General features: G+C 47.4%; 30 protein-coding genes. 27 read left to right on the top strand and 3 right to left on the bottom strand.

The genetic code is table 11. The annotated features are described in order from the left end of the window. The first annotated feature begins 47 nt into the window (after window positions 1-47). The 17 genes from A7975_RS14070 (at window position 48) to A7975_RS13995 (ending at window position 12,055) form a co-directional block, all read left to right on the top strand. A complete protein-coding gene (locus tag A7975_RS14070; RefSeq protein ID WP_065385508.1) occupies window positions 48-1,259 on the top strand; it encodes a phage major capsid protein in 1,212 nt (403 codons plus the stop codon). 46 nt (window positions 1,260-1,305) lie between these two features. Then, a complete protein-coding gene (locus tag A7975_RS14065; protein WP_065385507.1) occupies window positions 1,306-1,602 on the top strand; it encodes a phage head-tail connector protein in 297 nt (98 codons plus the stop codon). Continuing rightward, window positions 1,599-1,907 (top strand): phage head closure protein, encoded by a 309-nt coding sequence (locus tag A7975_RS14060; RefSeq protein WP_065385506.1) that lies wholly within the window; start codon window positions 1,599-1,601, stop codon window positions 1,905-1,907. Before A7975_RS14065 ends, A7975_RS14060 begins: the two co-directional genes overlap by 4 nt. A gap of 2 nt (window positions 1,908-1,909) precedes the next feature. Then, a complete protein-coding gene (locus tag A7975_RS14055; RefSeq protein ID WP_065385505.1) occupies window positions 1,910-2,368 on the top strand; it encodes an HK97 gp10 family phage protein in 459 nt (152 codons plus the stop codon). Between the two features lie 6 nt (window positions 2,369-2,374). Continuing rightward, window positions 2,375-2,791 carry a hypothetical protein gene (locus A7975_RS14050; protein WP_065385900.1) on the top strand — a complete coding sequence of 139 codons (417 nt, stop codon included), beginning with the start codon at window positions 2,375-2,377 and terminating at the stop codon, window positions 2,789-2,791. Between the two features lie 12 nt (window positions 2,792-2,803). Further along, window positions 2,804-3,508, top strand: a complete 705-nt coding sequence (locus tag A7975_RS14045; protein WP_065385504.1) for a phage tail tube protein — start codon at window positions 2,804-2,806, stop codon at window positions 3,506-3,508. 83 nt (window positions 3,509-3,591) lie between these two features. Continuing rightward, entirely contained in the window at window positions 3,592-3,927 is a 336-nt protein-coding gene (locus tag A7975_RS14040) for a hypothetical protein (protein WP_065385503.1), read from the top strand. Between the two features lie 38 nt (window positions 3,928-3,965). Then, complete coding sequence (locus A7975_RS14035) at window positions 3,966-4,268, top strand: hypothetical protein (protein WP_141680296.1); 303 nt, start codon at window positions 3,966-3,968, stop codon at window positions 4,266-4,268. A 15-nt stretch (window positions 4,269-4,283) separates the two neighbouring features. Then, entirely contained in the window at window positions 4,284-6,908 is a 2,625-nt protein-coding gene (locus A7975_RS14030; protein WP_141680295.1) for a phage tail protein, read from the top strand. A 12-nt stretch (window positions 6,909-6,920) separates the two neighbouring features. Continuing rightward, entirely contained in the window at window positions 6,921-7,271 is a 351-nt protein-coding gene (locus tag A7975_RS14025) for a DUF6711 family protein (protein WP_065385500.1), read from the top strand. 8 nt (window positions 7,272-7,279) lie between these two features. Next, window positions 7,280-8,851, top strand: coding sequence for a hypothetical protein (locus A7975_RS14020; RefSeq protein ID WP_065385499.1), 1,572 nt, complete (start codon window positions 7,280-7,282; stop codon window positions 8,849-8,851). Then, window positions 8,851-9,258: a hypothetical protein gene (locus A7975_RS14015; protein ID WP_065385498.1), complete on the top strand. Its 408-nt coding sequence runs from the start codon at window positions 8,851-8,853 to the stop codon at window positions 9,256-9,258. The genes A7975_RS14020 and A7975_RS14015 overlap by 1 nt, the downstream gene beginning before the upstream one ends. Continuing rightward, the gene (locus A7975_RS14010; protein WP_065385497.1) at window positions 9,259-10,314 is read left to right on the top strand and encodes a pyocin knob domain-containing protein; all 1,056 of its coding nucleotides are present in this window, start codon (window positions 9,259-9,261) and stop codon (window positions 10,312-10,314) included. Window positions 10,315-10,326: 12 nt separating this feature from the next. Continuing rightward, the gene (locus tag A7975_RS14005; RefSeq protein ID WP_065385496.1) at window positions 10,327-10,716 is read left to right on the top strand and encodes a hypothetical protein; all 390 of its coding nucleotides are present in this window, start codon (window positions 10,327-10,329) and stop codon (window positions 10,714-10,716) included. Next, complete coding sequence (locus tag A7975_RS33080) at window positions 10,716-10,865, top strand: XkdX family protein (RefSeq protein ID WP_082198188.1); 150 nt, start codon at window positions 10,716-10,718, stop codon at window positions 10,863-10,865. Before A7975_RS14005 ends, A7975_RS33080 begins: the two co-directional genes overlap by 1 nt. 46 nt (window positions 10,866-10,911) lie before the next feature. Further along, window positions 10,912-11,388, top strand: coding sequence for a phage holin family protein (locus A7975_RS14000; protein WP_065385495.1), 477 nt, complete (start codon window positions 10,912-10,914; stop codon window positions 11,386-11,388). After that, window positions 11,381-12,055 carry a peptidoglycan recognition protein family protein gene (locus A7975_RS13995; protein ID WP_065385494.1) on the top strand — a complete coding sequence of 225 codons (675 nt, stop codon included), beginning with the start codon at window positions 11,381-11,383 and terminating at the stop codon, window positions 12,053-12,055. Before A7975_RS14000 ends, A7975_RS13995 begins: the two co-directional genes overlap by 8 nt. Before the next feature lie 128 nt (window positions 12,056-12,183). Here A7975_RS13995 and A7975_RS13990 read toward each other — a convergent pair whose 3' ends face one another. Then, entirely contained in the window at window positions 12,184-12,627 is a 444-nt protein-coding gene (locus tag A7975_RS13990; RefSeq protein ID WP_065385493.1) for a hypothetical protein, read from the bottom strand. Window positions 12,628-13,074: 447 nt separating this feature from the next. Here A7975_RS13990 and A7975_RS13980 point away from each other — a divergent pair, with 447 nt between their 5' ends. The 3 genes from A7975_RS13980 (at window position 13,075) to A7975_RS13970 (ending at window position 15,370) form a co-directional block, all read left to right on the top strand. Beyond that, window positions 13,075-13,278 (top strand): hypothetical protein, encoded by a 204-nt coding sequence (locus A7975_RS13980; RefSeq protein WP_065385491.1) that lies wholly within the window; start codon window positions 13,075-13,077, stop codon window positions 13,276-13,278. 278 nt (window positions 13,279-13,556) lie between these two features. Continuing rightward, window positions 13,557-14,774, top strand: a complete 1,218-nt coding sequence (locus A7975_RS13975) for an FtsK/SpoIIIE domain-containing protein (RefSeq protein WP_065385490.1) — start codon at window positions 13,557-13,559, stop codon at window positions 14,772-14,774. After that, entirely contained in the window at window positions 14,771-15,370 is a 600-nt protein-coding gene (locus A7975_RS13970) for a replication-relaxation family protein (RefSeq protein WP_065385489.1), read from the top strand. Before A7975_RS13975 ends, A7975_RS13970 begins: the two co-directional genes overlap by 4 nt. Before the next feature lie 55 nt (window positions 15,371-15,425). Here the strand turns inward: A7975_RS13970 and A7975_RS13965 are convergent, their stop codons facing one another. Continuing rightward, the gene (locus tag A7975_RS13965; RefSeq protein ID WP_065385488.1) at window positions 15,426-15,692 is read right to left on the bottom strand and encodes a helix-turn-helix transcriptional regulator; all 267 of its coding nucleotides are present in this window, start codon (window positions 15,690-15,692) and stop codon (window positions 15,426-15,428) included. A 219-nt stretch (window positions 15,693-15,911) separates the two neighbouring features. Further along, window positions 15,912-16,277, bottom strand: a complete 366-nt coding sequence (locus A7975_RS13960; RefSeq protein WP_065385487.1) for a helix-turn-helix domain-containing protein — start codon at window positions 16,275-16,277, stop codon at window positions 15,912-15,914. Window positions 16,278-16,399: 122 nt separating this feature from the next. Here A7975_RS13960 and A7975_RS13955 point away from each other — a divergent pair, with 122 nt between their 5' ends. From A7975_RS13955 to A7975_RS13925, 7 genes are all read left to right on the top strand, one after another. Next, a complete protein-coding gene (locus A7975_RS13955; protein WP_065385486.1) occupies window positions 16,400-16,678 on the top strand; it encodes a helix-turn-helix transcriptional regulator in 279 nt (92 codons plus the stop codon). Between the two features lie 134 nt (window positions 16,679-16,812). Further along, a complete protein-coding gene (locus A7975_RS13950; protein WP_065385485.1) occupies window positions 16,813-17,037 on the top strand; it encodes a hypothetical protein in 225 nt (74 codons plus the stop codon). After that, a complete protein-coding gene (locus A7975_RS13945; protein ID WP_065385484.1) occupies window positions 17,034-17,528 on the top strand; it encodes a hypothetical protein in 495 nt (164 codons plus the stop codon). Before A7975_RS13950 ends, A7975_RS13945 begins: the two co-directional genes overlap by 4 nt. Window positions 17,529-17,546: 18 nt before the next feature. Beyond that, on the top strand, window positions 17,547-19,070 hold the full coding sequence (locus tag A7975_RS13940) for an AAA family ATPase (protein ID WP_065385483.1): 1,524 nt from the start codon (window positions 17,547-17,549) through the stop codon (window positions 19,068-19,070). Further along, the gene (locus tag A7975_RS13935; protein ID WP_065385482.1) at window positions 19,070-19,984 is read left to right on the top strand and encodes a RecT family recombinase; all 915 of its coding nucleotides are present in this window, start codon (window positions 19,070-19,072) and stop codon (window positions 19,982-19,984) included. Before A7975_RS13940 ends, A7975_RS13935 begins: the two co-directional genes overlap by 1 nt. After that, window positions 19,981-20,730, top strand: coding sequence for an MBL fold metallo-hydrolase (locus tag A7975_RS13930; protein WP_082198187.1), 750 nt, complete (start codon window positions 19,981-19,983; stop codon window positions 20,728-20,730). The genes A7975_RS13935 and A7975_RS13930 overlap by 4 nt, the downstream gene beginning before the upstream one ends. Next, window positions 20,731-21,321 (top strand): DUF1642 domain-containing protein, encoded by a 591-nt coding sequence (locus tag A7975_RS13925; protein WP_065385481.1) that lies wholly within the window; start codon window positions 20,731-20,733, stop codon window positions 21,319-21,321. The last annotated feature ends 8 nt before the right edge of the window (window positions 21,322-21,329 follow it).

The following is a 21,329-nucleotide window of genomic DNA, read 5'->3' as shown; positions in this document are numbered from 1 at the left end:
GGATCGGTTCTTTTTTTATTTCCTAATTTGAGAGGGGTAATCATTCAATGACACGTTTACAACAAATCGCAGCACGTATGCAAGAAATCCGTTCGGCTCTAGCTGGTGACGGTCAAGTCGATGTAGCAGCTTTTCAAACTGAGTTCGACGCTTTGACTACTGAAAAAGGTCAAATCGAGGCACGCAACGCTCTATTGAGCAAAATGCCAACCGAAGTTGTTCCTGTAGCTGCCAATACGGCTGCTGCCGCTAGTACTGTGGAAGTGGACAGATTCGACACTATAGAATACCGCTCGGCGTTCATGAAGTTCGCGCAAACAGGCGTCATGGCTCCTGAATTCACTGGTCAAGAATACCGCGCAAACTCAACAACTACGACTACTGACGCTTCTGCGGTTGTTCCTACAACCGTCCTTAACGAGATGGTCAAAAAAATGTACACAACAGGTCAAATCTTCAAACGTGTACGCAAACTGAACGTGCAAGGCGGCGTCCAAATCCCGATCTTGTCGCTTAAACCTGTCGCTTCTTGGATCGGTGAAACTCCCGTTTCTGACCGTCAAAAGGTACAAGCGAACACAAACGTCACTTTCACTTACTTCGGTCTAGAATGCCGTGTGTCTCAAACGTTGCTTGCTAACACTGTTACGCTTGCGTCGTTCGAATCCACTATCATTGCTCTGATCGTTGAAGCAATGGCAAAAGCCCTTGACCTTGCAATCATCAAAGGTACGGGTACTGGTCAACCGCTCGGAATCACTGTTGACCCTCGCGTGGTAGCTGGTCAAACAGTTACATTGTCCAAAGCGGCAACGGGTGAGTTCAGTTCGTGGGCTGCTTGGCAGAAGAAAGTAATTGCTAAAATCCCTCTATCCTACCGTCAAGGCGGCGTCTTCATTATGGCGGCTGGCACGTTTGAGGCTCAAATTAACGGCATGGTGGCTACTGACGGTCAACCTATCGGACGTATCAACTACGGCATTACCGATGGTTCGCAAGAGCGTTTTGCAGGCAAAGAAGTCATTCTCGTTGAGGATGATGTTATCAAGCCTTGCACGGATCAAGCAGCTTCGGTTGTGGGCGATATCCTCGCTATCTTCGTTCGCCTTGACGATTATGCAATCAACAGCAACATGCAAATGCAAATGACACGTTGGTTGGATCAAGACAAAAACGAATACGTGGATAAAGCAATCCTTATCTGCGACGGCAAGCTAGTTGATCCGGATAGCGTAATTATCGTTAAGGTAGCTGCCTAGTAAAGATTGGCGCGGCTTCGGCTGCGCCTCTCAAGGGGGTTTTATCATGGCTATTTTAGAGGATGTAAAAGCAGCTTTGCGGATCATGCCAGCGAACACATTCTTTGATACAGAGGTTGCGGATTTGATTGCGGCAGCGCGGGATGATCTGCGCCTTGCTGGGGTTTTATCTTCAAAGGTTGAAGACGACGAAGACACACTTATCAAGCGAGCCGTAACGGTATACTGCAAAGCAAACTTCGGTTTTGACAGCCCCGAGGCTCCGCGCTTCCAAGCTTCATACGACATGCTTAAAATGCATCTCACGCTATCGCAGGAGTACACGGTCGAGGTAGCTCCATGATGTGGCGGGATGTGGTCGGATTGATCAAAGTCACAAAGCAGAAAAACGAACTAGGTGAGCGCGTACCTGTTGACGGCGTGCCGCGCGAAGCTTTCGCAAACGTGAAGTCAGTCGGTAGTCGTGAATTTTACCAAGCTTTCGTAGCTGGCGTTAAGCCTGAGATCATTGTCGAGCTTATCAAAGCGGAATACGACGGCGAGGAAAAGGTGAAGCTCGAAGGCACAACCTACCACGTTATACGGGCGTACTCCAAGGGTGGCGACAAGATCGAGCTTACATGCTCCCGCTATCCGATGGAGGTATAGCTATGGCGCGTGACGACATCGTAGGTCTGGACGAGCTGCAAAGGGCCGTCCGAAGACTAGGCGAAAAAGTGCCGCAGATTGCAGCAACTAGAGCTGCCCGTGCAGGAGCTAAAATTGCTTTCAAAGCTGCAAAAGCAAATGCACCTATTGATACAGCCGACCTTAAAAACGGACTAGTAATGAAGCCTGAGAAGAGGACGACAAAGGGCAAGAAAATGTTTGATATCATGCTAGACCCTTTGAAGAATAACGTTTTCGTCAAGGTGTCTAAAGTGGGCAAACGTTCCTATTATCCGGCATCGCAGGAATACGGCTATCTAACCGTTAGCGGACGCTATATTCCGGGATATCGTTATTTAAGAAAATCGATTACGGAAAACAAGCGCGAGATCGAGACCACTATTGTACGCATCGGTATTGAAGAAGTGGACAAGGCATGGAACGCAAGGAATGCGAGGTGATTGCAAGTGAATTTTGAAAAGGCACTAGCGGAGGAATTGTCTTCGCTGGCTGGAATAGGCGGTCGCGTTTTCCCAATCATGGCTCCCGATACTATAGAAGATCCAGATGGCGGCGGTGACGATGTCCCATTAGTGACACCTTACATTCTTTATGAATCAGGCTACGGCGTCGAGGAAAAGGCTTTAGGCGGCTATCTGGATATGAGGGAGATTGAAGGGGAAATAAACGTCGTTACATCCACTTATGCGGGTCTTAAGCAAAACGTCGCTGCAATCATTGAGCGGCTAAAAAGTTTCGAGCGTCGGGCCATTGGCTCTGACGCTCTTTTTATTTCTGAGGTTACTTACGAGGCCCCCGTTGAGCTGTGGGAGCCGTTGCCAAAGCTCTATCGGTCGGTAATCGAATTTAAAGTAAATATTTAGGGAGGTTTTTACGTGGCACAAAGAGCGGTAGGAACAACATTGCAAGTCGGTGCTAATGTCGTTACCGAATTAACATCAATCAACGGTTTAAGCCTAACAGCAGAAACGATCGACATCACGAATCTATCCAGCGGCGGCGGATACCGCGAGTTTATGGGCGGTTTTAAAGATGCCGGAGAGGTTGCCATTACGGGACACTTCAACGCACAGGACGCTAATGGACAAATGGCGCTATATGCAGCTTTCGAAAATGGATCTACTAACTCGTATATCATCACTTTTCCAAGCGGCGGATCGTGGACATTTAACGGCGTTGTTACTGGATTCACTACAGCAGCCGAACTTGAGGGCACGGTATCTTTCGAGGGGACGATTAAAGTATCCGGCGCTCCTTCCTTCGGAATCACGCAATCAGGCGGCTTGACGGCACTCGTTCTTACGGCTGCTGGCGGCGCTCTGGCTCCGGCCTTTGCAGTCGGCAACCGTTCTTACAGTTATAGCGGCGTGACTGCTACGACGGCAACAGTGACGGCTACGGCTGCGGCTCACACGCTTAAGCTGTATGTTGACGGTGTTTACGCTCAAGACCTTGTTACGGGATCACCTTCGGTAGCTATTGCGCTGACGCTGAACGTCGGTAGGAAGCTGACTATCATCGCATACGAGGCAAGCAAATCCGCGAAGGTTTATGAAGTCGTTGTAATCAAGACAGCCTAATTATTAAAGGTCGGAGCGCCAGCGTTCCGGCCTTATTTTTGTTTAAAAGCACGCACAAACCACTATGACGGAGGCTAAAAACGATGGAAAAGAATAACGACGTTGTAATGATCACTCTCGATACGGAACGTGAATTGCGGTACGGACATAAAGCCCTGAAACGCCTTGCTGCGAAGACAGGGAAGAGTGTCGAAAGCTTAATCGATGGCGAACTAGATATGAACATTATGGAGGAAATAATCTTCTACGGCTTGGAGTCTGACGACAAAAAGAACCATGGCGGCAAGCTTGAGCTTAAGGACATGGAGGACTTGCTAGACCTTGCTCCGACCCCGAAATACTACTTGGATAAAATGACCCAAGCCATGACTAATGCGTTTGGTCAACAAGAGGGCGCAGAGGGAAACGCGGGGAAGTAAGCGAGCCAGAACCGTGGGATTGGGACAAATCGAAACGAATGTCGATCCGCGTAGGGATTAGGCCGGATGAGTACGACGACATGACCCCGCACGAACTAAACATGCACATTGAAGAGTTTTATGCAGCGAAAGACGATGCGGAGAAAGAGCGGGCGTTACTTACTTACATCGGCGCTAAGCTGCCGTTACTCAAGAAATTCCCAACCTTCGAAGAAGCATTCGGTTTCAAGCTCGGTGAAGATGAACCGACCGCTAAGAAGCCGAAAGAGCCGCAGCCGGAGGAAGAAATGAAAGCTATGGTAATGGCGCTAAACGCAAAGCTTGGCGGGACAGTTTACTAGAAAGGAGGAATATGCGTGGCATTAGTTAGGCAGTTAATGGTGCGTGCTGGTGCCGATTTCTCAGCAATGAGAAGGGAATTAAGGCGGGCTACTAGCGATTTGGACAAGTTTAAAATCGGCATGAAAGCTTCACTCGCTGGACTAGCTACCGTGCTTGCGGGGATCGGGCTAGGCGGAGTTTTCGCGGACGCTTCCGAGGATGCTATTAAGTTCGAGGCATTAATGGGGACGATTAGCAATACGCTGGGTAACTCCATGAACGATTTTAAGAAATGGCAGAACACGGTTGGTGACGCTATGGGCTTCTCCAAATTAGAAGTCGCGGGCATGGCTAACAACTACTCGCTACGGCTTAAATCCATCGCCAAAACCGACCAGGATTTGCTTCAAAAAACAATGTCATTAATCAAAGCAGCTGCAATCATACGAAGCAAAACGGGCATGAGTTCGATTGAGATTTCAGACCGTATGAGATCGGCAATGAACCAAGAAGCCGACGGCGCGGACGAGCTGGGCGTAAACGTCCGGGTTGCGGCTATCATGCAGTCGAAAGCATACAAAGAGCTGGCAAACAATCAGCCGTGGGATTCGATGTCAGAGGGTATGAAGAAAACAATCCTCTATCATCACATACTGGATTCGGTGACAAACAACTTCGGAACGGAGATCGCAAAAAACACCGCACTGTTAAAAGGTGGATTTGTCGCTGCTCTAGCTGACGTAAAGCTTGCTTTAGGCGAAGCATTCCTGCCTATACTCAATACCGTTTTACCGTTGCTAACTACGATGGCGCGAGCGGTGGAGGCCGTATTCAAACAAGTGTCCGCCTTCATGCGCGGGCTATTTGGCATGAAGGTAGAGGCTGGTGTAGCTCCGGCGGTAATCGATTCGGTGGATGGCCTTGGCGACTCTTACGAGAAGGCAGGGAAGAAGGCGAAGAAGGCAGCGAGTAATTTGCAAGGTTTCGATGAAGTGCACACGCTCCAAGAGGATTCAGGCAGCGACGATAAGGAAAGCGCTGGTTCGGCGGGCGACATCGGCGGTCCGAATGTAATGGGTGCCGATCCCGGCGGCATTAATACTGTTTTGGACGCGGCTGCTAAAAAAGCCGAGGAAGTCGCGAAACGTATGAGGGAAGCTTTCAAAGACCTATTCAAAGAAGCAGACAAAAAGCGGGCAGTCGATGCGATAAACGAGGTCAAAAGGTCGTTTGAGAGCTTAAAAGAAGCTATCGGCGGATTGAAAGGCAATAAGGCGGTTGAGGGCTTTCTAGGCAATATAATCAAACTTTTCAAAGATGCTACTGTTTCGCAGTTCGCCGGGTTCATGACTTTCTTGAGCGGACAAATAGACATGGTCGCGGGCGCCCTCAAGCTTTTAGACGGTATTTTAAGAGGTGACTTCAAAAAAGCATTTCAAGGAGTCGAGTTAATAGCCGAGGGTTTTTATGACACGCTCAACGGTATAGCGTACATGCTCCTTCCCGCGTTTGGTGACGCAATGAAGAAGCTTAAAGAAGATTTCACGAAAGTATGGCAGCAGTTCAAGGCCGACGTCAAAGCCTACGGCGACCCGACTAAGGTAGAGGTATCGGACTTCGCTGATTACATCAAAGACAAGATCACATCCCGCATGAAAGAAACGAAAGACAATACCAATGAAAACTGGGAAGCGATGCGTTCCAATATCAACGAAGTATGGGAAGGTATCAAGACTGGAGTTAAATGGGACTCCATCAAGGAAGTTGTTTCGAATGTTTGGGGCGCAATTAAAACGAAGACTAGTGAAGAGTGGGAAAGCATCAAAACGACGGTGTCCGGCATTTGGGATAGCTTCCTAACCTTCGTCAAGTGGGACGGCATAAAAACTGTGACCGCCAACACGTGGGCATCTATTAAAACGAGTACGACCACAGCATGGAGAGATATTGTTCAATCCGTTTCTGACAAGTGGAACACCTTCGCTACTGCTGTCTCGTGGGATTCCATGTTGAATATGGTCGCGAATACATGGAATGGTGTTAAGGAGGCAACGCGGGTCGAGTGGGAAAGCATTAAGGCTACAGTATCCGAACTATGGAACGGTATCGTTTCGTTTGATTTCAGCGGAATTATTGAGACTGTTATGAATGTTTGGCGCAATTTGAAAGAAGGCACTAAAGACATGTGGAAGGGAATAACCTCCGCTGTCGAAACGGCTGCAAACTCGTTCGCTACAGTTATTAAAAAACCGCTCAATGATGTCATTGATATGGTTAATAAAGTTCTTGAATCGATCAGTTCTTTGTCAACGATCAAACTTCCGAAGGCACTAGGAGGCGGGGAAGTTGGTATTAAATTGCCGACACTTCCGAAACTGGCACGCGGCGGCATCACTAAAGGCACAACGAACATGGGTAACTTCATCGCAGGCGAGGCAGGAAGTGAATTGGTCATGCCTCTTGAAAATACTTCGTTCGTCGACAAGGTGGCTTCGGCTCTCGGCACGGCTGTAATGACTGCCATAACAATGGGTCAAGGCCAAAACAGAGGCGAAGGAAGTAACATTTATCTCGACGGCGTTGCGCTTGCTAGAGCTTCCGCAAAATACACCAGCAACGAGAGCAGTCGACTAGGCGGTTCTATGATCAAAACAACATAAGGAGGGGTTGGCGTGGCTCTGCTAAGTATTAACGGGGTTGATTTGCCGACCCCTGCGGATTACACAGTCAGCAAGCAGGATATCGTTAAAGCCGAACGGAATGCGCGTGGAAAGATGCTCAAGGAGCTTATAGCAACGAAAGATAAGATTGACCTTACATGGGTTTATTTGACACAAGCGCAAGCCTCTCAAGTTCTGACAGCGGTCAAGGTTAATTTCTTCGAGGCGACGTACTTCGAGCCGCAGACAGGCGCGTTCAGAACTGCGGAGTTTTACCGGGGCGATGTTTCGGCCCCGGCCTTAAGTTTCATCAACGGCACCATGAGATACAAGGATTTGAAATTTAACATCATCGAAAGGTAGGCGGGCGCATGTACCCAACATCACAGGCTTTCAAAGATGCGGGCTATGCATCCACTCGCAACGCTACCGCTCGCGTCATGTTCGACATTTCCGACGTATCCGCCGTTGCTGACGTCATTGATAACACGGTAACGACAGAGCATGCCAATTTGAGCCAAAAGGCACAAGTAATAAATAAGAAGCGAATCGCCTCTTACAATCTTGCCACGCTTGAGCAGGATCGCTTCCGACTTGACGGTACATTCTCCTTCCCGGACGCACTGCCTGCCAACAATGGCGAAACGGGTTATGTTTCCAATGCCTTATGCGGAGCGGATGGCGTATTCTCGCCAGCTCGAACGATAGCCATAACATTCGGTGGGCTGCACTCAAGCGCTGGCATTACGGTGACGTTTGACCAGTTTAACAATGAGTACGCGACCGACTTCAACATAAGCACCTATAACGCCGCGAACGCGCTAATCAAAAGCGTTGACGTTACAGGAAATACGTTGGCCCTGTACCCCTTGTTCGGCCCGTTTGATAACTACAAAAAGATAATCGTCACAATCAACAAATGGAGTGTAGGCAATCGCCGGGCGCGGGTGCTTGAGGTTGATTTTGGTTACGTGAGATTGTACACGGACAACGAGATTATTCGATTAAACATGGTCGAAGAGATGGACATGACGAGCGGGGCGCTTCCTTCTCCTGAGTTCCGTTTCTCTGTTGATAATAGCGACCGCGTTTTCAATATTTTAAACCCAGCCGGATATGTGAAGTACTTGCAGCAGCGGCAAGAGGTCGTTGCCGAGATCGGCTTCGAGGTCGCGCCAAACATATTCGAGTTCGTGCCTGTTGGTCGTTACTTGCTCTCTGAGTGGGCATCTGAGGAAGGTTCATTGCTAGCGTCGTTTACAGCTCGGACAAACCTTGACTTGATGGCTAACTATTTCATGGAAAGTTTAGTCCCTTCAACGGCGACCCTCGCGCAAGTAGCTATATTGGTTTTCAATTACTGTGGCATTAAAAACTTTAGTATTGACCCGGCATTGAACAGCGTCATGACCAGCGGATTAGTTAAGAAAACGGATTGTCGAACGATTATTCAAATGGTTGCTATCGCTGGTTGCTGCAATATATTCGTAACCCGCGACAATGTAATCACGCTCAAGCGGGTGGCGTTCAGTGCTCCGGCTGCTGGTCTTGATTTCGATAACATGTACACGGAGCCTAAGATTGAGCTAGAGGGCGTTGTGAAGCGTGTGGATGTTAATTATTGGACTACCCTTGAAACGTCCGGCACATCGACAGTCACGGCGGCAGGTGTGGACAGCGGCGAAGTTCTCAAGCTAGAAGAGAATACTTTGATCAATTCGTCCGCCGCTGCTTTAACGGTCGCAAATTGGATTCTTGCACAGAGGCAGTACAGAGCCAAGTATTCAGCGAATTGGCGGGGAGACCCATCGTATGAACTGGGTGACGTGATATCCATTGAAAACAGCTACGGCAGCAGCATGACGGCGATGATAACCAAAACGGAAATCGATTACGAGGGGTATTTGCAGGCTCGCACAGAGGCAAAAGGAGCGGTGAACTAATGGCGTGGATTGCTCCTAAACTGGATTGGGCTAGCTCGGACAGAATCAATGCAGCAGATTGGAACCGCATTGAAAATAATATTGTCGAGGTTGTTTCGTATTTGAACAGCATCCAGTATACAATACCCGCACTTACGTCGGTCACTAATCGGACTCAAACCTATGTCGATACGCTGACCAGCATCAACCGTATCGAGAATAACATTGATACGATGCGGCTGTCGTTCCTCACGCCGCCGGACTACCAGGCTAAAAAGGTTTGGGCGCTTGGAAAAGGCTTCGACAATCTCGACGCTATCCGGATCGAGCAAAATATTAAATTACTTATGGACTATGGTCTGATCGTGTATCAAAGCTTTCGCTACTGCGGAGCTACAATATGCGGGGACGGGGGAGGAATTATATAAATGGCTTACACGCCTAGAGTTTGGGTAGACAGAGCGGTAGCTACCCCGAATCTTTACACCAAAACAGGAGAGACCGCGTCAGAAGTAACTCTTGTAGCTAAGCCAGGGACGATTACTCAAGCGGGAACTCCTATCAACGCCGCCGCTATGAACCAGCTAGAGACCGGGATACAAGCCGCCGCCGCTAACGCTGACAAGGCGAATACAACGATTCTAGCTAGTCCAAACCTAAATACATTAACGGCTACGGGGCGTTATTATTGCACCACGCCTACCAATTTACCACTTGCTGGTTTGAACTTCTATGTAGACGTCATTAACATCAACGGCGGGACGTCTTCTGTCTACTGCATGCAAGTGGCGTATAGCGGAGCGGATAACCGTATATGGACAAGGCGTAATTTAAACGGCACTTGGACGGCTTGGACACAGGTTAGCAATGAAACGAACACGCTTGGAAATGGCACAAACGTTAATGACATAGCTGTTAGCGGGCGTTTTTGGGCAAACGCTACTTGCACGAACACCCCTATAGTTTCGACGGACTTTTTTATAGATCACATTCAATTAGACGTGAATTGGGCGAGACAAACAGCTTATGAATTTTCGACAAATAGAGCATGGACGAGAACAAAGGTTATTGGAGTTTGGACGCCGTGGGTGGCACTACATCAAACGTTCATGGTTCCTAGCGACACGGTAATTATGTCATTGCCAACAGAAAAAGCTACAGGCGTAAGCGTCACTGTCGAACGCTTCACCGTCAAACATACGGGGAAGTATCGCCTTAAAGGGGAATACAAGGCGGGTGGAACGGTGGGTTCATCAACTACTATAGCAGCTTATGTAAATGGCGACCGACAAGCAGGATTCGTCCAAACGACAAGCCAAACCTATTCAGCTTTCTCGTTCGATCTTGAAGTTGTAGTAACTCAAGGCGATTTTGTAAACATCCAAATACAAGCAGGAAGCACAGGGTATATAAGGAACGTGACTTTATGTGGCACGGAAGTATACGACAATCCGTTTGCGAATGTCGCGGCTTATCTAATTTAGGGGGCGAATTGTATGTTATTGATTGAGTATGAGATTTCGACAGGAAAGTTATTGAGCGCTTCAATGGGCGGCGTGGAGTTCATAGAGCTTCCTGAAACGTCCGCGAGCTGCATAGTTGAGGATGCAGAAACAGCAAAGGTTATTTGGTACTCGCATGTAAACGGCGGCTCCGTAATTGTGTTCGTTGACGTGGTTGGAAAATTCTTATCCGCAGATATTGACGTAGTCACGCCGCCATTGCCGGAGGTTCCGAAGACGCCGGATCAATTGAGGATCGAGCAACTAGAAGCTGAAAATGCAATGATGGCTCTTGAAGTCGCAAATACAAATATTCGCCTTGATCAATCGGAGCAGGCGCAAGCTGACTTGATGCTTACTTTAGTATTGGAAGGGGTGCTGTAATGGATTGGTTTACACTGGTCAAGCGCTATTATGATAATGATCGCTACAACAAAGATAATGTCGCAGTTTTCGTGCAGGCGAACAAGATAACCGATGTGCAGTACGAAGAGATAACGGGCGAGACATTCACGCATGAAGGTATTGTATAGGGGCTTCCGCAAAAGCGGGGGCCTTTTATTATGGGGAGGGAACAACGTGAACAAGGTTCAACTTAGCTTTACAACAATCGGAGCTATATTAGTACCAGTATTTGAATTTGCTTATGGAGCAGGTGAAGCCGTGTATGCCTCGATGATCGCACTGACGTTTTTTATTTTGATGGATTGGATAAGCGGCATCCGTGCATCTAAAAAGGATAACAGTTACGGCAGCTCCTATGGCATTGATGGTATTTTCAGAACTGTGTTCATGCTCGCGCTGCCAGCAGGGGGCCATTTGCTTGACGTGGTTTTTAGTCTGCCGGGGATTTTGTTCGGTGCACTCACTGCCGGTCTTTTATATCATATTATTCAATCGATGATTGCCAATTCAATCCGGGCAGGCTGGGGAAACTGGCTGCCGCTGAATGTGTTTGAAGCTATTCTCAAATGGGTAGGCAGTGAATTGAATAAGAAAATTGAGCGGGCGGCACAGCGTGGCGGCGTTACTGGGGAGGAAAAGGACGGTGGTTAACTATACGATTGATCACATTCCGAAGACAACGCCACTCAACCGCAGGCCGGGCCACGCGCTGAACGCAACAACGATTACGATTCATAACACAGGCAATCCGACAAGCTCGGCCAAGAACGAACGTGCATGGCTTACAAATCCATCGAATAGCCGGGTGGCCTCTTACCATATCGCGGTGGACGAGCACGGTGCGATTGAGTGCTTGCCCCTTAACGAGAATGGTTGGCATGCTGGTGACGGCAATGAATCGATGAGTGGTAATCGCACTTCAATCGGCATTGAAATTTGCGAGAATGGCAACTATGCCAAGACACTCGACAATGCTGCGGAGCTGGTAGCAAACATGCTCAAGGCTCGAGGATGGGGAGTAGATCGGCTGCGGCGCCATTACGATTGGAACGGCAAGATATGCCCGCGACTTATGTATAACAAAGGCACATGGTTGGGCTGGACTGCGTTCAAAGCAGCGGTCGCGGCAAAGTTAGTTCCGCAGATTCTGAAAGAGGAGGAAGACGAATTGACGAAACTTTTAGCGCAATCTGACGCAAATAAGATCATCGCATTTCTATCCGCGTCATACATGGCGGCAAGCGATGGCGTTAGTCGGGCGGAGTTTAAGCGGCTGGCGAATGAACTGCGGAGAGTTAGCGGACAGGCAAAACAATAAAAACGCTTGTCTGTGTTGGAATGATATGGTATATTTTTATCAAATCCGAAAGCATCGGTCGCGTGGGAAAGCATCCCATAGCAAAGAAGAAGCCCCTGACCTTAATTGGTCGGGGGCTTTTTGTTGTTTTATTTGAATTTAGAACGTAATTCGTTAAATGCTACTTTAGTTTGTTCGTCTTCGTCTGTTGATGTATAACCCCACATTATTTTTCCTTCTGTAATCATCATGATAATTTCCTTGTCACCATCAGCGTGAATCAAATTAACCGATCCCTTTACGCCTTCTTCTTCATACTCAATTGATTCAATTAATTTAGGATTAAGCAGTTTGTTTTCTTCTGCCGTTTCAGCAGCAGCTGCCAGATTAAATACCGGCTTAACGTCGTTGTGTACTTTTTCTTCAACAAACTTTTTTTTCGCATCCAGATCAGAACCATTAAGAAATACATTTACATAATCCAGTGATAATTGCTCACCAGCAGTTAGTTTTTTTTCCTCATTAGCTGCTGAACTACATCCCGACAAAAGAGAAATGATCAAAATGAATGATAGTAATAAACTTTTCTTCAAGTAAAATGACCCCCTTATTTATGAGATATTTTACTATATACTTCCTGCTTTGCCTATCGGTTTCGGAAATTATCCCCAAAAGTCGTCTGCCCGGACGTCGTGACCGTGTTTGCGGAGAGATGAAATGACCTTTTGAACCGTGCTCGGACGTGGTTCATATGAATCATCGCCGCACAATTTGGACACTGAATTTTTGTTCAAACCCGTTTTACTTTCCAGCCATCCTTGAGTGATCCCGTTCTTATCAATATACCTCCCTAATTTAGTTCTTTGCTTCCCTAATCCGAACATATTCACCACACCCCTCTAGTAGAAGTGTGGACAATCTATGAAAACTTTATTCATCAAACTAGGAAACACAGGCAAGCCGTTCGACATATCCTTTAACAAATCCAATTACTGCACTAGTTCATTTGCAGTAAACGACAAAGGGAGAGTGAGCGGTTCATGGATTATTTAGAGCCAGTTTTAAAGATTGCAGGCATTGCAATTAGCAGCGAAATTATAGGCAGGCTGATGGAGGAAAACGGACATGGAGGAAAAGTGGTCTTTATTAAAATCGTTGCTTACGTGGGATGCGCTTATATTGCTATGGAGTTTTGGTGGGCTGGGCTGCGTTATATTGCTCGCTCATTCGGGGTGAGCGTATGACAAGGGCCGTTCCTCTCTCTGATGTTGTCGGTTGGGCTTTGGTTGGAATTTCTTTTTTAGGCGGAGTGTATATTTGTTGGATTTTTGGGCACGCTGTCGCTCGCCCTCTCGCTCATTTTCTTCTTTCTCCATTCTCTTAATTCTTCGTACACTTTAAACAAATCTGAAAATATAGTCACATCAACTCTTTTAGCTTGTATTAATGCACTATTGATAATCGAGTAATTAATAGAGTAAGAACAGCATTAAATACTGCAATATATCGGGGGTACTGGTACATGCTGATGATTGGAACTAGTGCAGTAATAGTAAGCAAGATTGCGGGCGTACTGGCAAGCTCTTACGTAGCTTGGACGGCTTACAGCACCATGCCGGAAACGGAGCTGCGCCGGGACATCCACAAAGCTTTTCGGGCCGGAGGGTTAGGAAAGAAGGTAACGCGGCGAGCTGGGAAGACGTCAAAGGAAATCATCATTCATCCGAAGGTGCAGCGCGTTTCCGTGTCGCTTGAGCGCAAACAGATCGTTTTCACGGTGCCTACTGGCATGAATCCGAAAGAGGTATTCGACCACGATTGGTTGTTTATGCAAGTGTTCGGGGAGCATATCGAGCTGAGCGGTACGGTTAAAACATTTGCACTAAATGTATACCGGGAAGGCATATCGATGTTTGATTATGACACAGCGGAAGCTGCTGAAACGATCAAGGGGCTGCGGCTGCCGATCTACGTCGGGCGGGGCCGGACAGGAGGCGTTGCTTACGACATGACTGAACACCCACATTTACTTGTGGCTGGGGAGACGGGCAGCGGAAAGTCCGTGGCGCTCCGATCCATCATAACTACATTGATCCGCAGCACCGAGAAAATGGATTTGTATTGCGCGGATTTGAAGCGCTCGGAGTTCCACCTATTCCGTGGCATCGCGGTCGATGTGGTCATGGACGCAGTAAGCTTGCACCGAATATTGCTTAAGCTTAGAAAGGAAATGCAGAAGCGTGGCGACTTACTTGACCAGGAGGGATTAGCGCACATTGACGATCTCCCAGACGAGAAGCGGCCTAACTACATCGTGCTCGCGATAGATGAAGTGTCGCTGCTCAAAAAGCATGAGTGCATGGACATTGTAGAAGAGATAAGCGCGATAGGTCGGGCGCTTGGAGTGTTCCTGATTCTTTCTATGCAAAGGCCAGATGCCGACGTTCTCGACGGCAAGCTCAAGAACAACCTAACGGTTCGAATGGCGTTCCGGCATGCTGACGAGATCAATAGCCGCATTACGATCGGCAGCGGAGAAGCCGCCAACATTAAGCAAAGTCAAAAGGGATTGATGATTCATAAGCTCGATGGCTTGCGGTTCGTGCAGGCGCCATATTTGGATATACCGAAGGCTCGCGAATTGTTGGAGCCATACAAACAGGGAGAGGAAGAAGGGCAGGAGGAAGGTGCACAGGAAGCGGAGGACGATGATTTCGAGTTAGGAGGGCTACCGTTTTGATTACAAGGGATAAGGCGATTGTTGCTGACTTAGTGCGGTTCCGTTGCATGACACGCGACGATGTAGCGGAGCTGCACTTCCATACGGTTAAGAATCGAATTACGGAAGCGAACAAGGCTTTGCTGCGCCTGCGCCGGGATGGCGTCATAGGGGTATCAAAAGAGCGGCGAAAATATCTGTATTTCCCTAATCCGAGTATTAAGAAGGATAGCGCGAAGATTGGGCATTTCCTAGCTATCGTAGAATTTTACAGGCAGCTACGAAAGTACGAACAGCCGCGAACGTTTGTAGTTGAACCGAAGATAGGCGGGAAGGGACTGCCGGAGCCAGATGCGTTCGTGATTTGGAAGAACACGCCGTTTTATGTCGAGATTCAGAATAGCGTATATACGGAGAAGCAAATGACAGAGAAGCTTAATCGATATGAGGCTCATTATTTGAGTGGGGATTGGGAAAAAGCAGAGTGGCAACCGCGGGACAAAAAGATATATCCGTTCGTTTGGATCGTGGGGGCCGGGCGGTATGACGTCGGGGTGAGGTCATTCAAGGTTATGCAAAGTGATGTGGATAGCGTTATAAATCGCCAGAAGGGTTAATAAGTCTTGCCTTAATTCGGTACGTATAAGTACCAAACGTTCCGGGGGAGTGCGGCTATTCCCGCATCCGCCTGCTTTCACTGGCTTCAAGCTTCCAACGATAAAGTTCCTCCATCTTGATGTCTAAAATCGTTGCTACGGTATACATCGCCTCAACACTCATAAGGCGTTCATCGTTGCACCAAAAAGATATAACACGCCTTGTCCATCCAGCATCTGGCGTGGCTTCTGACCATCCAGTTCGGCGCGATAACTCCGTTTGGGTTAACCCTCTTTTATGGAGCCAGTATGAAAGCAGGCACCTCCCACGGGAGAAGTGCATTCGACATTATTCCTCCTTCTTTGTCGAGACATGTCGTAAAATTTTCTAGCTTGTTCGACTTTCTGTTCGTATCCTGTTCGCATTTTATGTGCTATACTTCTCTCATAATTCACATTAACTAAGGGGTGCTCATTATTCAAAAAGAAATCATCATCGTTAACGAACTAGCCGGAATAACCGAGGAAGACCTAAACACCTTGCGAGAAGGTTTGGAGCAACTCAGTTCTTCAATTGGCGGTTTGTCCGCAGAAAAGCAATGACGAAACGCGCCTCATCCTCGGTCAATTCCTTGCCGTCTAATACGATAGTATATTGATTGAGCAAATCCTTTTCAGAAAGTTCTAGCCGTTGAAGAAACTCCGAATCAGGTTTGTCGGAGTTTTCGGTTTTTCCAAGCAAGTAATCGGCAGATACCCCGAATACGTCCGCGAATTTTTTCAACGTTTCACTAGGCACGTTTTTGATTTTGTCCAGCTCATAATTAGATATATTAACTCTGTTCATCCCCATGCGTTCCGCAAGCTCGTCTTGCGCCCATCCCTTTTTCGTGCGAAGTTCTTTGATTCTTTGTCCTAGTGTATTCATTGTTTTATCCCCTTCAAATACCGAGTATATTATTTTATTCCACCACTTACGAAAATAGTACTTGCGTAATTACTGGTTACATGTTAAATTGTGGTTACCCCAAAAAAAGGAGGTGAAACAATTTGCAAAAGAACGCGCAACCAAGAGCCTTTAAACCGCGCCAACGGTTTAAAGAACTTCGTATAGCCAAGGGCACCCAAACCCAAGTAGCTGTTGATATGGGGGTTACTGAAACCACGGTTCGAGCTTTAGAAGCTGGTCGATCTAATCCGAGTATCGAGAAAATGTTTGCTTTCGCTATGTACTTCGAAACTGACGTTTACGACTTATGGCCTGACTTAATTCAAGGTAATGAACGTATTGCAGTACTATCGAAATGTGAGTTTTGCTCACAAAAGTAATTATAAACCGTAAGTGGCACTTACGCAAGCATTTGTTTTCATTATATTTCCATTTGCTCGAATGGGGCTATTTCTCCATGCCTTTATTGTAACCAACAATTACGTAAACCATACATGAAGCGGAGGTGTTTCGGTTGAAAGTAAAGGTTGAATTGTCCGATCATTTACAACCTCAAGAGGCTGATCAATTACGGGCTTTGCTCAATTTCAATAATAATTCGGCTGCGGTAACGCATTTAAACGACCTTCACAGATTTTTGTTAAGCGGACAAGTTCACGATGCTGGCAAAAACATTCTTGAAATCGAAATAGCCGAACTGACAAACGACATCGTTAGAACGGAGGCGTTTAATGCATGACACAACGAAGAGGATGGACGGACGAAGAAAACGCCGATCTTTTGAAGACAGTCGAATACGTGATTAATCAAGGCGCTACGTATGAGACAGCTTTTGAATTATACGCAGCGGATTTTGGCAGGACGGCGGCAGCAGCTAAACGTCAGTTCAAAAATATTAGGCCTAGGCGCGAGGACGGAACAACCATAAAAGCGGTGGACATCCAGCCGCAGCCGCAAGCTAAACAAGCGTCGATCCATTCAGCCTTGGGTGCTGTGTCGGATTACATCAACGGCTTGGAAGCTCAAAACGCAGCTCTAAGAGAAACGATTGACGAACTGAGGCATGAGAACGCGCTGCTCGAAAAGCGGGTCGATGAAGCAGCGCAGAGCGAGAATGAACTTAATCATCTGTTGTCCATCATCAACCGCAGTCGCAAGGAGGCTTTTGCCGGAGAAGAAGCGCCGAAAAAATACCAAGTTATCGACGGCGTACCCGTATTCAAAAACTAATCGGAGGTATCCACGACAATGAAAATTTCCATACCTGAACTAACGCTTAAGAACTTCAAAAGTTACAAAGGAGTTAACACATTCGCGCTTCATGAAATAACTCGCATCCTCGGAAAAAACGGCGCTGGCAAATCATCCATCGGTGAAGCTATCACATGGGCGCTGTACGGCGTTGATACGCTGGGCAACACGTTAATTAAGGCGCTGTCGCCAGAGCCGACCAACTATGAGTACGATCGCGTCGAAGTTCACTTACTACTGTCGGTTGACCAAAAGGAAACGCGAATTACTCGCATGATCGAAAACGGCAGCATGCTTTACTACATCAACGACGTTCCGCAGAAAGCGACGATCTTCAAAGAAGTTATCGAATCATTGTTCGACAAATCGCTTTTCCTGTCCTTATTTAATCCGCTTTACTTCTTCACACAGAAGTGGGAGGAACAAAGAGCACAGCTTCTAAAGCACGTGACGCCGCCGACTGAAAAAACCGTGCTGCAACAACTTTCTAATTTGTATCTCGACACACTCACACCCCTGCTAAAGAAGACAAAGCTCGCGGATCTTGAAGCGAAGCACCGCGACAACAAGAACAGGCAGGACAAGCAGACGCTAATCCTATCCGGCACAGTCAAGGCGATTCGTGATGATGTCAACCAAGCTCCGAACGTGGACAAGGATGCTATCGAAAAGTTTACAGCCGAACTCACTGCCGTTGAAAAAGAGTTAGAAGAAGCTGACAAAAGAGATCACGCAAACGCCATTGCACAACAATCATATAACAAACTACAGAACGATATTGAAGGCGTGAAGTTCAAAGCCGATGCTATGAGGCAACATCATGCAAAGGTGAAAGGGACGCCAATTGCAGAAGAGTGCGAAGCCTGCAAACAACCTCTTAATGAGGAAACGAAAAATAATGTCCACCTTCATATTGAAGCTGAATTAACGAATATAAAGACTGCTTATGCCGAACTCGTTGACAAGCATAAAGAATTAAAAAAGCAGCTGGACGAACTCGTTATTCCCGATCCAGACCCGACGGATTTCCAAGCTCTTCACAACAAACGGCACGATATTAAAAATCAAATAACAAAGCTGAATGAACAAGCTGGACTAGTTGCAAAGCTCGCAGCAGCAGAGAAGCAAGAGCAGGAGGCCCGTGACAGTCACAATGAATCCGTGTTGATCCTAGAAGCAATCAAGTCGTTTAAGGCTGCGGAAGCCCATCTAATGGCGGCAAAGATCGCAGAGTTATTCCCAACTCTCAAGCTTGAACTTAAGCAGTACAACGCTGACGGGACAGACAAGCCATTCTTCGAGGTCTACCAGGACGGGAAGCCATTCCGCAAACTGTCGAGAGCTGAGAGCGTGAAAGCAGGCTTGGAGCTGGTTGAAGTACTTACAAAACAAAGCGGCATCGCGGCTCCTATGTTCTTGGATAATGCCGAAAGCATCCTGAAATACAAGCAGCCGCTAGGCCAGCTCATTGAGTGCCGTGTCGCGGATCAACCATTAACCATAACGGAGGTCGAAAATTAATGACAAATCAATTGGCAGCAAGCAATACACAGGCTCTTGTCGGAAGCTTTACGCAAACCGAGTTAGACACAATTAAAGGCACAATCGCAAAGGGTACAAGCAATGAGCAATTTGCGCTTTTCGTCCAAACGTGCGTAAGCTCCGGCCTTAATCCATTCCTTAATCAAATCTATTGCATTACTTACAACGGCAAAGACGGCCCTGTAATGAGCATTCAAATAGCCGTCGAGGGTATCGTAGCCCTTGCAAAGAAAAACCCACAATACAAAGGCTTCCGCGCTTCTGAGGTCAAGGAAAACGATGAGTTCGAAATTGACATGATTACGGGTGAGCCAGTTCACAAAATCAAAACCTTGCAACGCGGGAAGACGATCGGCGCTTATTGTGTGGCCTACCGTGACAATGCGCCAGATATGGCGGTTATCATCACTAACGATCAAGTCGAACATTTGCTTAAGGGTCGCAACGGTGAAATGTGGAAGAACTATTACGACGATATGATCGTGAAACACGCAATCAAGCGGGCGTTTAAACGTCAATTCGGTATCGAGGTAGCCGAAGACGAAGCAGCCGGACAGGGGGAAACAATCGACAATGTAAGCCCGTATGATCGCCGCGACATTACGCCGCCTTCGGAACCTATTAAAGAGCTAGAGCCGGAACGGGGGCAGCCGGAAGAAGAAAAGCCGCCAGCCGCACAAGTGAATGATATGGTAATCGTCATGGGCGATATTGTACGAGCTTTCAGAACGTTAGGCGTCACGAATAAGGATGAGCAGAAAAAAATTCTCGCTACCGAATACGCGCCGAAGAAAGACAAACACACACTTGCCGAGCTTAAAGGAATTCTCAAAACGCTGTTGATCAAGGTGGAAGAAGCAAAAGAGAACGACGGCCTTGAGCCAATAGAATGATGAACGTCAAGGTTCTCGCGTCCGGCTCGGAAGCTAACTGCGTATGGATCGGAAATGAACAAACAAGCGTGCTGATAGACATTGGTTTACCTAAGACGAAGGTCGAAAAAATCCTAGTCGAAAACGGCATTGACCCGACCAAGATAGATGGTGTGTTTATCACTCATGAGCATAAAGACCATTGTAAGGGTGTAGCGTTTGCGGACAAGTACAAGATTCCTGTCTATGCCAGCGAGGGGACGCTTAAGGCGCTGGACAGGCTGGAAAGCGGTAAAGATGTAAGCGGCCCGATTGGGTTTGACGTCTTCTCGGAATCATTCCTTTTCGTCAATAGCTTCACTGTCCATCACGACGCTTTTGAGCCTGTCGGCTATACAGTCACCGACTATAACGGCGAAAAGGTGAGCGTCCTAATGGATACGGGCAAGGTAACGGGTGAGATGATCGGGGCCATGATGGACAGCAGCGTCTATGTCTTCGAGTGCAATCACGATATTGATATGGTGAACGATGGCCCATATCATGACGACTTGAAGCGTCGGGTACTGAGCGATACAGGACATTTGTCAAACGAAGCTGCCGCAGCTGCTCTGGCGCTGCTGGTGCGCGGTAAAGGTGAACGAATCTTACTAACCCACATGAGCAGTAACAACAATATGCCAGCGCTGGCGCTTGCTACAGTTAAGCGAACATTGAAGGCGAAAGGTTTTATCGAAGGCAATCATTATCATTTGGAGGTCGTATAAATGGGACGCATGAAGGATCGGGATTTTCATTTAGTAAAAAGACGTGTGATGGAAGATGGCTGCTATGAAAGTGGCAGCGTGCTTGTTAAAGGGCTTATCGGTCATGTTGAAGCAATCGAAAGCGAGCTGCATGAGGTTGTTGCCAAGTTTGGGCAATCAGAAAAGAATGTGGATCGGCTGACGGAGAACGTCGCGCAGCTTCAAAAAGAAAACATGTCTATGTTGGAATTGATCAAGAAGCATGAGGCGCCTGCAAAGGTTGTGCTGCCACAGTACGTTGCGGACGATATAAAAGCTCGATTAAAAGCTAATCGAGGAATGTTCTACAGCGCTATTCATGATTTTGTTCATAATGCGGGGATTTCTCCTCGCACATGGCATTGGGTTAACTCTCATGTGGATTGCAATTTAATCGCAACTGCCATGATTAATGGCTACACGGTCGAGAAGTCGAAAGAGGAACGGCTGCGGGAGGGTGTTTACGGGCTTGTTATGAAATGGTGGAGTGATCCCGCCGAACCACAACTCCATGAAGATTTAGCGAATAAAGTAACCGACTTTGTGACCAAGTTCCACGCCGAAAACGCGTAAGGTGCAGC

Origin of the sequence: Bacillus sp. FJAT-26390, from assembly GCF_001682865.1 — a bacterium.
Classification (GTDB): Bacteria; Bacillota; Bacilli; order Paenibacillales; family Paenibacillaceae; genus Pristimantibacillus.
The sequence above is the reverse complement of the archived record's forward strand: the minus strand, read 5'-3'. Positions and strand labels throughout refer to the sequence as shown.